This window comes from Pseudomonas sp. PVC-3-1, from assembly GCF_057444315.1.
The window spans coordinates 407,881-419,600 of sequence record NZ_CM172023.1; the positions used below are offsets into that span (position 1 = coordinate 407,881).

General features: G+C 65.2%; 9 protein-coding genes. 2 read left to right on the plus strand and 7 right to left on the minus strand.

Going from position 1 to position 11,720, the window contains the following annotated elements:
* Window positions 1-173: 173 nt before the first annotated feature.
* The 4 genes from AC2T4A_RS02025 to AC2T4A_RS02040 all read right to left on the minus strand — a co-directional run bounded on the left by AC2T4A_RS02025 (window position 174) and on the right by AC2T4A_RS02040 (window position 4,320).
* Window positions 174-1,523 (minus strand): glutamine synthetase family protein, encoded by a 1,350-nt coding sequence (locus AC2T4A_RS02025; protein WP_486742636.1) that lies wholly within the window; start codon window positions 1,521-1,523, stop codon window positions 174-176.
* A gap of 76 nt (window positions 1,524-1,599) precedes the next feature.
* Window positions 1,600-2,151 carry a helix-turn-helix domain-containing protein gene (locus AC2T4A_RS02030; protein ID WP_138213026.1) on the minus strand — a complete coding sequence of 184 codons (552 nt, stop codon included), beginning with the start codon at window positions 2,149-2,151 and terminating at the stop codon, window positions 1,600-1,602.
* 13 nt (window positions 2,152-2,164) lie between these two features.
* The gene (locus AC2T4A_RS02035; RefSeq protein WP_416743423.1) at window positions 2,165-3,454 is read right to left on the minus strand and encodes an NAD(P)/FAD-dependent oxidoreductase; all 1,290 of its coding nucleotides are present in this window, start codon (window positions 3,452-3,454) and stop codon (window positions 2,165-2,167) included.
* A gap of 107 nt (window positions 3,455-3,561) precedes the next feature.
* Window positions 3,562-4,320, minus strand: coding sequence for a COG4705 family protein (locus AC2T4A_RS02040; protein WP_478378264.1), 759 nt, complete (start codon window positions 4,318-4,320; stop codon window positions 3,562-3,564).
* Between the two features lie 301 nt (window positions 4,321-4,621).
* Between AC2T4A_RS02040 and fnr the strand changes: the two genes are divergently transcribed.
* On the plus strand, window positions 4,622-5,323 hold the full coding sequence (fnr, locus tag AC2T4A_RS02045; protein WP_416743427.1) for a fumarate/nitrate reduction transcriptional regulator Fnr: 702 nt from the start codon (window positions 4,622-4,624) through the stop codon (window positions 5,321-5,323).
* Between the two features lie 272 nt (window positions 5,324-5,595).
* Here the strand turns inward: fnr and AC2T4A_RS02050 are convergent, their stop codons facing one another.
* Together AC2T4A_RS02050 and AC2T4A_RS02055 are read right to left on the minus strand one after the other, a co-directional pair.
* Window positions 5,596-7,569, minus strand: a complete 1,974-nt coding sequence (locus AC2T4A_RS02050) for a PhoX family protein (protein ID WP_486742637.1) — start codon at window positions 7,567-7,569, stop codon at window positions 5,596-5,598.
* Window positions 7,570-7,775: 206 nt separating this feature from the next.
* On the minus strand, window positions 7,776-8,483 hold the full coding sequence (locus AC2T4A_RS02055) for an MOSC domain-containing protein (protein WP_416743431.1): 708 nt from the start codon (window positions 8,481-8,483) through the stop codon (window positions 7,776-7,778).
* Between the two features lie 100 nt (window positions 8,484-8,583).
* Between AC2T4A_RS02055 and AC2T4A_RS02060 the strand changes: the two genes are divergently transcribed.
* A complete protein-coding gene (locus tag AC2T4A_RS02060) occupies window positions 8,584-9,462 on the plus strand; it encodes a LysR family transcriptional regulator (protein ID WP_024763624.1) in 879 nt (292 codons plus the stop codon).
* A 428-nt stretch (window positions 9,463-9,890) separates the two neighbouring features.
* Here the strand turns inward: AC2T4A_RS02060 and AC2T4A_RS02065 are convergent, their stop codons facing one another.
* Entirely contained in the window at window positions 9,891-11,669 is a 1,779-nt protein-coding gene (locus AC2T4A_RS02065) for an acyl-CoA dehydrogenase C-terminal domain-containing protein (protein WP_401088323.1), read from the minus strand.
* Window positions 11,670-11,720: the final 51 nt, after the last annotated feature.

The window sequence follows — 11,720 nt, forward strand, 5'->3', positions numbered from 1 at the left end:
ATAACGGTTCCAGCGGGTAGACAATCGCGGACGGAGTCCGCTCCTACGCACACGAGGGCATCGGCGCTGACCCCGCGCGTAGGAGCGGACTTTGTCCGCGATGATTCGGTCCGCAGGGGAGCGACCGGTTCGCGAGCAAGCTCACTCCTACAAGGTGGGATCAGCCACAGGCGTCAGAGGAACCAGCGGTACTCCCGCGCGCTGACTTCGTTCATGAAGTCCAGGTGGTCATGGCGCTTGTTCTCGCAGTAGACAAAAACGAACTCGCTGCCCAGGCCTTCCTTCACCACCGGGTGGTCTTCCATCTCCGCGACGGCGCCAAGCATGTCGCGGGGGAAGTCGATACCGCTGGCGCGGTCTTCGTTGAGCGGCGGGATGGGTTCCTGGCGGGCTTCCAGGCCGTGCTCCATGCCGGTCAGGATCGCCGCCAGCACCAGGTACGGGTTGGCGTCCGCGCCGGCGAGGCGGTGCTCGATGCGCAGGTTCTTGCCGTCGGATTCGGGAATGCGGATGCACGCATCGCGATCCTCGAAGCCCCAGCTGGCCTTGCTCGCGGCGTTCACGCGGGAGCCGTAGCGGCGGTAGGCGTTATGGTTGGCGGCGAAGATCGGCATGCAGTGCGGCAACAGCTCCAGGCAGCCGGCCACCGCGTGGCGCAGGGCCTGCTGGTTGTCGCGCTCGAGCAGATTGTTGCCGTCACGGTCGTACAGGCTGACGTGGACGTGCATGCCGCTGCCCGGCGCGTGCAGGTAGGGCTTGCTCATGAAGCTGGCGCGATAGCCGTGCTTGAGCGCCACGCCACGGGTGGCGCGGGTGAACAGCGCGGCCTGGTCCGCGGCGTGCAGGCCGTCGTCGCAGTGGGCGAAGTTGATCTCGAACTGGCCCGGGCCGATCTCGGCGGTGATGACGTTGGCGTCCACGCCCTGCTCGCGGGAGGCTTCGACGATCTCGTGGAGCACATCGGAGAAGCGCGACAGGCGCTCGATGTGCATGTTCGGCTGGTCGTCCTCGTCGTCGCACAGCGGGTCACGCGGGTACTGCGGCAGGCCGGCGTCGAGCTTCTTGTCGAACAGGTAGAACTCCAGCTCGAAGGCCACCACGGGGCGTATGCCCTTGGACTCCAGGCGCTGCATGACGCGGGCGAGCACTTCGCGCGGTTCGAACTCGATGGGCGCCTCGGTGCCGTCGGAGCTGATCAGCATCTGCCCCAGAGGCTGGTTCTCCCAGCGCACCGGCTTGAGCGAACCGGGGATCAGGCGGCGCGGCGCGTCCGGGTCGCCGTCGTTGAAGCAGTAGTCGCCGATGGGGTGCAGGCCGCCCTGTACGCCCAGCAGCACGCAGTTCTGCGGCAGTTTCAGCGGGCTGCCGGCGGCGACCTTCTCCAGCATGTCCACGGGGTAGCGCTTGCCGTAGAAGTGGCCGGGAATGTCCAGGCAGATCAGGTCGACGTAGCGGATGTCCGGGTATTGCTGGCGGAAGGAGCGGACTTCGCTGAGCAGGTCGGGATGCATCGGGCGGTTCATGATTTTCTCTGGGGCCTTTGTTCTGGGGCGTCCGGATCGTTTTCCCAAGCCAACCCTCGCGGGCTGGCTTGGGAAATTACGTGAAGATCCACAGCACCCTTGTAGGTTTATCGGTGAGGTTGCCGTAGCGGAACTGGCTGTGCGGCGGCAGCTGGAAACTGTCGTTGGGGTAAAGGGTGACGGTGTCGTCCTCGTACCAGATGGTCAGCTCGCCTTCGAGGACGAAGCCGCCCTGCTCCGAACTGTCGTCCAGGTGGCCTTCGCCGCTGGTGGCACCGGGGGCGAGGATGCTGTCGAGCATCGAGAAGCCGCCGGACATGTTCGGCGAGGCGAGGATGTCGGTGACACCGCCGGCGTAGTACAGGGTGCGGCGGTCGTTCGGCCGGGTCACCCAGTCACGCTCGCGGCGGGTATCGCCGGCGTAGAAGTAAGTGGTCGGCACGCCCAGGGCTTCGCTGATGGCGGTGAGGTCGGCGACGGTGGGTTGCGACAGCCCGCGCTCGACCTGGGACAGGAAGCCCACCGAGCGGCCGATCTGCTCGGCCAGCTCGCCCAGGGTGAGGTTCTTGTGCTTGCGCAGGTCGCGGATCAGCGTGGCAAGGTGTTCGTTGGCAACCGTCTGGGTCATGGCAGGTTCCGAATTAGACAAAGTCCCGCAATCGATACCAGGCCTTGCCGACGGCTTCCAGTGGCGCGGCGAAGCGCTGGCCGCCGGGGAACCCGGGATTGCGGATGCGTTGATAGAGGTCAAGCTCGTCGCTGCGTCCCTGCATCGCCTCGCTCACCGCATGGGCGGCGGCCAGGCTCGGCAGGACGCCGTGGCCGGAATAGCCCTGCAGCCAGTAGAGATCGCCGCGCCGACCGATGTCCGGGGTGCGCCGCATGCTGCAATCGATGTGGCCGCCCCAGGCGTATTCCAGCTCCACGCCCTTGAGTTGCGGGAACACCCGCTCGACATAAGGGCGCGTGGCGGCGCGGATGTCCGAGGGCATGCCACCCAGATAGGTGCAGCCGCCGCCGAACAACAGGCGATGATCGGGGGTCAGGCGGAAGTAGTCGAGGACGAACTGGTTATCGGTGACGCAGCAGTTCTTCGGCAGCAGCGAACGGGCCAGTTCCTCACCCAGCGGCGCGGTGGCGACCTGGTAGGTACCCACCGGCAGGATGCGTTCGGACACGTCGCGGTCCAGGCCGTCGATGTAGGCATTGCAGGCCAGCACCAGGGAGGCGCAACGCACGCTACCGTGCTCGGTCGTCACCTCATAGCCGTTGCCGCTCTCGCGGAAGCTCAGTGCACGGGTCTGCTCGAAGATGCGCCCGCCGGCGCGCTCGATGGCGCCCGCCAGGCCGTATGCCAGCTTGAGCGGGTTGAGGTGCGCGGAGTTGGGATCGTACAGGCCGGCCTGGTAACGGTCGCTGGCGATCCACTGCGGCAGGTCTTCACGGGGGATGAATTGCAGGCCTTCATAGCCCCAGCGACGATTGGCTTCTGCTTGCCAGTCGTAGAGCGAACCAACCCGGCGTTGCAGCACGGCGGTCCACAGGTGGCCAATGCGGTAGTCGCAGTCGAAACCGTGGCGTTGCGGCAGGTCGCGCAGTTCGTGGGCGGCCCAGAGCATGCCTTGCCACAGACGCAGCGCGCCTTCATGGCCGAGGTCGTCCTCGATGGGCCCCAAGTCGCTGGACCAGCCCGGCAGTGCCTGCCCGCCGTTGCGCCCGGATGCGGCCCAGGCGATGCGGCTGGCTTCGATCATGCAGACCTGGCGGCCACCTTCGACCAGTTGCAGCGCCGTGTGCAGGCCGCTGAAACCGGCACCGATCACCAGGACTTCGCATTCCAGCGGTTCGCGCAAGGTTTCGCGCGGCTGGATCAGCTCGGGGTTGGCGCCGGCGTAGTAGGTGCCGACCGGTTCGGTGGAGCGCAGGAACATCGCGACCTCATGAAATTGTTCTGATTATTTTTCATGAAAAATAACAGAACAAATTTCACAAGGCTAGCCCGTCGCGCTTTCGCGCAGACGGGCTGCGCTTCAACTCATCAGGAGGACAGCACGGCCCCGTCGGATTGCTCCTCGCGCTTCTGCCGCACGCTGACCACCACCACCAGCGCCACCAGGATGGCCGCGAGGATGGCCGAGGAGCCGATGGTGCCGAAGTCCAGCCCGCCTTTCTCGTGGGACTTGGTCAGCACATCGCCCAGGGTTGCGCCGAACGGGCGGGTCAGCACGAAGGCGATCCAGAAGAGCAGCACCGAGGACAGCTTGGTGAAGTAGTGCAGCAGCACGACCACGGCGATCAGGCTGCCGATCAGCAGCGCGCCGCCGGCGAAGCCCAGGCCGGAGTCGTCGGCGAGGAAGTCGCCCAGCGCGGTGCCCAGGGTGTTGGAGAAGAGGATCGCCACCCAATAGAACATCTCGCCTTTGAAGCTGCGGATGTTGTCCACCGACAGCGAGGTGCCGCTGAAGCGCCAGGCCGCGAAGATCGCCACCAGGATGCTGACGAGGATCGCCGAACCGGTGGCATAGCCGAGGCCCAGGGTGCGGTCCATGAAGTCGGACATGGTGGTGCCCGCGGTGCTGGTGGAAAGGATCACCAGCCAGTAGAGCCAGGGCACATAGCGCTTGCTGGCGAGTTGGCCGACCAGGGTGACGAGGAACAGGCTGATGAGGATCAGCGAGCTGATCGCATAGCCGACGTTGAGGGTCATCGACAGCAAGTCGCCGGCGGTTTCCCCCAGGGTAGTGGCGCAGATCTTCATCACCCAGAAGGCCAGGGTGATCTGTGGCAGTTTGTTCACGGGCATGTCTCCGGAGAATGAGCGGGATGGACGCGCGTCGTCCCGACCGATCGCGTCGTTGCACGCCGGAGTTCCTGTGGTCTCCCCCAATGGCCCCAGGGTGCATGGGGGTGAAGCCTGAAGTCGGCGCAGTGAAGAAAGGGTCAAGCCGGTATGAAAAAACCATTGGCCAGCTTCCCGACGGGCGATCCGACGGATGACAGATGGCTGTCAGTTGCTATGGTTCCATGAGGGGGCAATGCGCCCGAGGAACGCTTGATTGCGCGCGATTGGCCGGCGCATGGGGATATGGATGAATCAGATGATCAAACCGCAACCGTACTGCAAGAACTGCCGGCTGGCGCCGCCGACCCTGAGCGACGACAAGGTCCAGGAGCTCGAAGCAATCATCAAGCCAGGGCACCTGCTGCATAAGGGAGACTTCGTGTTCCGCCAGGGCGATCCGTTCCATAGCGTGTTCCTGGTGCGCTCCGGTTCGATCAAGACCTTCACCACCAACGAACAGGGCCTGGAAAAGATCACCGGCTTCTACTTCGCCACGGAGATCTTCGGCTTCTCCGGCATGGGAGAAGGCAGCTACCCGGTGTCGGCGCAGGCGCTGGAAAGCACCCTGTGCAGCGAGATTCCGTTCAACCAGCTGGAGGAGTTGTCACTGCAGATTCCCGGACTGTCGCACCAGATCATGCTGATGATGAGCCGCAAGATCCGCGAAGATCAGCAGATGAAGCTGTTGCTCTCGCGGCTGAATTCGGACTCGCGTATCGCCGCCTTCCTGCTGAACATTTCCGCGCATTTCCGCGAGCGCGGCTTCTCCGCCACACGCTTCCGCCTGAGCATGTCGCGCAACGAGATCGGCGATTACCTGGGGCTGGCGGTGGAGACGGTCTCGCGCAGCTTCACGCGCCTGCAGAAGCACGGGTTGGTCCGGGTGGATGGGCGGGAGACGGAGATCGTCGATTTCACCGAGCTGTGCGCGCTGGCGGGGGGTGAGGTCGAGCTTTGAGGTTCCGATGGGCTTTGTTCGCGAGCAAGCTCGCTCCTACGAAGAGCGGCTTGTCGCGATTTTCCCCCTGAGCTGAGCCGGTAGGAGCGAGCTTGCTCGCGAACCGCCCACGCAGCGCACCTCCCTCACCCTGACCCTCTCCCAGAGGGAGAGGGGATTGATCGTCACAGGGTGAAACCGCATCGTCAGCCGGCACGGACGGCCTCCTCTCCCTTGGGAGAGGGCTGGGGAGAGGGGAAAGTCCGAACAGCAGCCCTTCCCCTTAACCCCGATCAAGTCCCGATCACACCCCCATCATCCTTGGTGATCACCAGCGTCGTTGAGCGCGGAATGCTCTTGCCGTCGCTGGCCGGGAAGCTGATGCCCGGGTGCTGGATGTTCACCCACATTGTCCTGCCGTCCGGGCTCTGGGTAATCCCCGTCAGCTCGCAACCTCGCGGGCCGACCAGGAAGCGGCGCACCTCGCGGCTGTGCGGGTCGGCGCAGAGCAACTGGTTGCAGCCCATGGCCTGCATCGGCGCTTCGGCGTCGTCGTAGTCGGTCTCGATCCACAGGCGGCCGGCGGTGTCGAAGTACAGGCCGTCCGGCGAGGAGAAGATGTCGCCGTTGATGGTGCCGATCAGGTTCTCCGGTGCCGTGGAGCCCTTGTGCTCGCCGGCCAGCAGGAAGATTTCCCACTGGAAGGTGGTGGCGGTCGGATCGCCGCCGGCTTCGTTCCAGCGCAGGATCTGCCCGTGGAGGTTTTCCTTGCGCGGGTTGGCCTTGTCCAACGGCTGCTTCTTGCCGCGTGCATCGTTGTTGGTGAGGCTGACGTAGACCTCGCGGGTGGTCTGCTGCACGGCCACCCACTCGGGGCGGTCCATAGGCGTGGCGCCCAGCAGGTCAGCGGCGGCGCGAGCGTTGACCAGCACCTCGGCCTGGCTGGCAAAGCCGTTCTCCGCAGTCAGGCCATTCTGCCCGTGTACCAGCGGCAGCCACTGCCCGCTGCCGTCGGCGCTGAAACGAGCGACGTAGAGGGTTCCCTCGTCCAGCAGGTCGCGATTCGCCGCGCGATCATCGGAATTGAATTTGCCGACGGGAACGAACTTGTAGATGTATTCGCCCTTGGTGTCGTCGCCGTAATAGAACGCCATGCGGTTGTCGGCACCCAGTGACAGGGTCGAGCACTCGCGGCAGAAGCGGCCGACGGCGGTGCGCTTCTTCGGCGTGGAGCCGGGGTCGAAGGGGTCGATCTCCACCACCCAGCCGAAACGGTTCGGCTCGTTGACGTGGCCGCCGTGGGGTTGGTCAGCTTTAGGCGTGGCGTCGAATCGCTCGTCCACCGCCTCCCAGGCGTAGTAGTTGCTGAACTGGCCGTTGGACAGGCCGTAGCGCTTGTGCGAAACGCGCTTGGCGTAGTCGGCCTTGTCGCGGTTGACGAAGTACTGGTGCCAGTTTTCCTCGCAGGCGAGGTAGGTACCCCACGGCGTGACGCCCATGGAGCAGTTGTTCAGGGTGCCGAGCACCTGTTTGGCGTCCGGATCGCTGGCGGTACGCAGCACGTCATGGCCAGCCAGCGGGCCGGACAGCTCCAGCGGCGAGCTGCCGGTGATGCGGCGGTTGTAGCTCGAAGCCTCGACGCGCTGCCACTGGCCGCTGGCGTCCTTCTTCACCTCGATCACGCTCAGGCCGTGGGCGGCGATCTCTTTGCGCACCTCGCCTTCCGGGCGGCCACGGCTGCCGTCGGGGCGGTCCTCGAAGGTCTGGCCCTTGGTGTGCAGCGTCGGGTTGATGTACTCGTGGTTGATCACCAGCAGGCCATGGCTGTCCGTTGCATCGGGGAAGGGGAAGTAATGCATGCCGTCATGGTTGTCGCCGGCCTGCAGCTCCTGGGCTTTCCAGTCCTCGCTGGCGTCGCCTTTCCAGGCTGGCGAGCCGGTCACCACCGCATCGCCCCAGGAGAAGAACGGCCGTGCGGTATAGCCCTCAGCGACTATCACCCGGTCGAACTTCGGGTCCTGCTGCACCACCACGCCCTTGAAGCCCAGCAACCCGCTGGGCACCGGAGCATCGGCGGCGAACAGCGAGCGTCCGGGGAACAGGCCGCCACCGAGAAAGCCGACCGCGCCCAGCACCAGGCTGTTCTTCAGCAGGCGGCGGCGCGAGGCGTCGATCAGCTCGCTCATCGGCACGTTGCCGGAGGGGTTGATCGCCTGGTCGTCGAAGGCGGCCAGTCGGTCGTGGAAATCCTGGAAACGCTCGCTCATCAGATGGTTCCTTCCGCGCGGCCGTCTGTCTGACGGCTCGGGTTGTCAGTAAAAGCTATCGGCGGAAGGTTAGGAACGCGGTGTTACGTCGGCATGACAACGCCGCCGAGCCCTGTGACAGGCTCGGCGGCGGGAATAAAAGCCGCCCCGCAGGACCAAGACGACGTCCGGGGGCGGGCGCGAGGGCATTTGCGAAACAGTGCGGCTCAGCTCTGCAGGCCGCCCTGCTCCGAACATTCGGGGCCCGCCAGGCGGGCCGTCCAGTCTTCCAGCACGCCACTGGTGAGGCGTTGCGCGGCGGTCTTGCGCCAGCGCAGGGAGAGCGCGTCGCAGGCCATCATCAGGCGCAGTCCGGTGCGCTCCAACGGATGGCCGAAGTACCAGTCCAGCAGGCTCGCCACGGTGAGCTGCGGGTAGTGCCGCTGCACCAGTTCCAGCGGTGCGTCGGGGGCGACCATGCCGGAGCGGCGCACCCGATAGAACCAGCCGCAGCGCCCCTGCTCCTGCACTTCCAGCGGAAGCTCGGGCAGATTCCAGCGCTTTGCCAGGCGATAGCTGGGCGAGCGCGGCTGGCTCACTTCGATCAGCGCCTCGCCCCAGCGGAACAGGTCGCCAATGCACACTTCGTGTTCGTTGAGACCGAAGGTCGACAGGTTCTCGCCGAACGCCGGCTGTCGCCAGCGCGTCTGCGGGTGCTGCTTGCGCCAGTGGCGGTAGTGCTCGGCCGGGTAGTGGTGCAGTGCGCGGTCCAGACCGCCATCGCGGCGCAGGTCGGCCCGTGCGTCCCCCGGCAGCCCTTCGGCGCCGAGCCAGACTTCCTGATGCGTTTCCAGCCTGTCGATATCGCTGAGCAAACCTCCCCAGCTTTCTTCGACTTTGCCTATGAAAACGCCCTGGATGACGATGCTTTCCACCTTTGTCTACCCATCTGAGACAGCGGACAAGCGCTAGAGTAGTGGCCTGGATAGCCGACTATCCATTTCGATTTTCCAGTTTCGTTGATAAGCAGACCTTATGGATTTCCGCCAGCTCCGCTATTTCGTCGCACTCTATGAGGAAGGCCACGTCGGGCGCGCCGCCGAACGCCTGGCAATTTCCCAGCCGGCGCTGTCGCAGCAGATCCGCCAGCTGGAACAGAACCTCGACGTGGCGCTGTTCCAGCGCAGCGGCAAGCGCCTGCTGCCCACCGCCGCGGCGCACACGCTGTACAACCACGCGGTGCCGCTGCTCGAAGGCCTGGAACGCGCCCGCGAGGCGCTGCGCGGCTTCCGCGGGCAGAGTGCACGCAGCCTTGCCATCGGCGTGCTGCAGACGGTCAACGCGAGCCTGGTGCCGCACCTGGTGGAACGCCTGCATGCCGCGCAACCGCACGTGCAGGTGCGTATCTACGAACTCTCCGGCGTGGAGATCGAGCGCCGCTTGTTGATCGGCCAACTGGATATCGGCATCGGCTTCCTGCCACCGCGCCAGCCGGCGCTGCACGGCGTGGAGCTGTACCCGGACGAATTGCAGCTGGTGATCCCGGCGGACCATCCGTTGAAGGACTTCAAGAAGGTCTCGCTGGCCCAGGCGGCGGAACTACCGATGCTGCTGCTCGGCGAAGAATTCCGTGCCCGGCAGATCTGGCAGGAGCAACTGGCCGCCATTGGCCGGCGGCCACGGGTGCAAGCGGAGTTGAACCACATGGGCGGCATCCTCGACAGTCTGCCGCAAAGCCGCTTCGCCACCGTGCTGCCCGGCCGCGCACGGCAGATGCACGCGCACAAGGACCTGCTCTGGAAGCCGCTGAGCGAGCCGCGCATTCCGTTGAGCGTGGGATTGGTCTACCGCGATGCGCAGCGACAGCAACCGACCGTGGAGTTGCTGCGCTCGTTGCTCGATGGGGCAGTCTGATGACGAGCGCTTTTCGTAGGACCGAGGGGGACGCCTAGTCCTTGCTCGCGAACCCAGCCCCGCTGCGAGATCTGTTCGCGAGCAAGCTCGCTCCTACAGGTGGCACCATCGCGGCGCAGCACACGCGGAATCGCAGGCAAGAAAAAACCCCGCTTCTTGCGAAGCGGGGTTTTGCAGACCGATATCCTGACGTCCGTGCTAGCCACCGTCCTTGGTGGATTCCCTTGTTTCCGTATTGTCGTTGGCGCTTCCTGCGCAATGTCCTGACTGAGAGAAAGGTTACCGCTGTAGGCCTTTGTCAGAAAGACGCCGATCACCGCCGCTGTTTGTAAGCTTTGGCTTACACGGATTCGTACTAGCGTCAGTCAGAAAGGAAATATCCCCATGAAAAAGCCCCGCCGAGGCGGGGCTTTTTCATACGCGACCGCTTAGAACTGTGCGGCGTCCAGCAGGTACAGCGACTCGCTGCCGGCCTTCACCGAGGCGGTCAGGGAGTGGATGCGCGGCAGCAGGCGGGCGAAGTAGAAACGCGCAGTGCCCAGCTTGCTGGCGTAGAACTCGTCCTGGCCTTCCTTGCCCAGCGCAGCGCGCGCCATCAGGGCCCACATGTAGGCGTAGGCGGTGTAGCCGAAGGCGTGCAGGTACTCGACCGAAGCGGCGCCGATCTCGTTCGGGTTGCCCTTGGCGCGATCCAGGACCCAGGCGGTCAGCTCGTCGAGATTCTGCACGGCCGCGTTCAGCGGGCCGGTGAATTCAGCCAGCTCGGCGGAGGCCGAAGCGGTGAAGGCGCGGATCTCGTCGGTGAACAGCTTGGCGTAGGCGCCGCCGCTGCCAACGATCTTGCGGCCCATCAGGTCCAGCGCCTGGATGCCGTTGGTGCCTTCGTAGATCTGGGTGATGCGGCAATCACGCACCAGCTGCTCCTGGCCCCACTCGCGGATGAAGCCGTGGCCGCCAAAGATCTGCTGGCCGTGGATGGTGGTTTCCAGGCCCATGTCGGTGAGGAAGGCCTTGGCCACCGGGGTCAGCAGGGCGACCAGTTCCTCGGCGCGCTTGCGGGTGGTCGGCTCTTCGCTGTACTTCGCGGTGTCCAGCTGCATGGCGACATAGCTGGAGAAGGCGCGGCCGCCCTCGTTCAGCGCCTTCATGGTCAGCAGCATGCGGCGCACGTCCGGGTGGACGATGATCGGGTCGGCAGCCTTGTCCTTGGCGACCGGGCCGGTCGGCGCGCGGCTCTGGATACGCTCGCGGGCGTACTCCACAGCGCTCTGGTAGGAACGCTCGCCGGTGGCCAGGCCCTGGATGCCCACGCCCAGGCGCTCGTAGTTCATCATGGTGAACATGGCGGCCAGGCCCTTGTTCGGCGCATCGACGATCCAGCCAGTGGCGCCGTCGAAGTTCATCACGCAGGTGGCGGAACCCTTGATGCCCATCTTGTGCTCAATGGAGCCACAGGACACGGCGTTACGCTCGGCCAGGGAACCGTCGGCGTTGACCATCACCTTGGGCACCAGGAACAGCGAGATGCCCTTGGAGCCGGCCGGCGCGTCGGGGAGCTTGGCCAGCACCAGGTGGATGATGTTCTCGGTCAGGTCGTGTTCGCCGCCGGTGATGAAGATCTTGGTGCCGGAAATCTTGAAGCTGCCGTCAGCCTGCGGCTCGGCCTTGGTACGGATGATGCCCAGGTCGGTGCCGGCGTGCGGCTCGGTCAGGCACATGGAACCGGCCCAGGTGCCGGCGTACATGTTCGGCAGGTACTTGGCCTTCAGTTCTTCGCTGGCGTGGTTGAGCAGCGACAGGCAGGCGCCGGCGGTCAGCATCGGGTACAGGCCGAAGGACAGGTTGGCCGAGTTGACCATTTCCTCGACCTGGGCGCCGATCACCTTGGGCATGCCCATGCCGCCGAACTCCGGCGCGCCGCCCACGCCCACCCAGCCGCCTTCGGCGTAGGTGCGGTAGGCCTCGGGGAAGCCAGCCGGGGTCTTCACGCCCTCGGCGCTCCAGCTGCAGCCTTCTTCGTCGCCGCTGCGGTTCAGCGGGGCGATCACGCCGCCGGTGACCTTGCCGGCCTCTTCGAGGATCGCAGCAGCGGTCTCGACATCGACGGTCTCGGCCAGGGCAGGCAGTTCGGCCCACAGGTTGGCGACCTCGAAGACTTCATTGAGGACGAATTGCATGTCGCGCAGGGGAGCTTTGTAGTCAGCCATGATGGATCCTCGAACGAAAACGACGGCTGATCTGGCAGCCAGCGGTATCAG

Bases quoted from the DNA above. Each gene is read 5' to 3' on its own strand.
- AC2T4A_RS02025 (WP_486742636.1), bottom strand. From the start codon at position 1,523: ATGAACCGCCCGATGCATCCCGACCTGCTCAGCGAAGTCCGCTCCTTC.
- AC2T4A_RS02030 (WP_138213026.1), bottom strand. From the start codon at position 2,151: ATGACCCAGACGGTTGCCAACGAACACCTTGCCACGCTGATCCGCGAC.
- AC2T4A_RS02035 (WP_416743423.1), bottom strand. From the start codon at position 3,454: ATGTTCCTGCGCTCCACCGAACCGGTCGGCACCTACTACGCCGGCGCC.
- fnr (WP_416743427.1), top strand. From the start codon at position 4,622: ATGATCAAACCGCAACCGTACTGCAAGAACTGCCGGCTGGCGCCGCCG.
- AC2T4A_RS02050 (WP_486742637.1), bottom strand. From the start codon at position 7,569: ATGAGCGAGCGTTTCCAGGATTTCCACGACCGACTGGCCGCCTTCGAC.
- AC2T4A_RS02060 (WP_024763624.1), top strand. From the start codon at position 8,584: ATGGATTTCCGCCAGCTCCGCTATTTCGTCGCACTCTATGAGGAAGGC.
- AC2T4A_RS02065 (WP_401088323.1), bottom strand. From the start codon at position 11,669: ATGGCTGACTACAAAGCTCCCCTGCGCGACATGCAATTCGTCCTCAAT.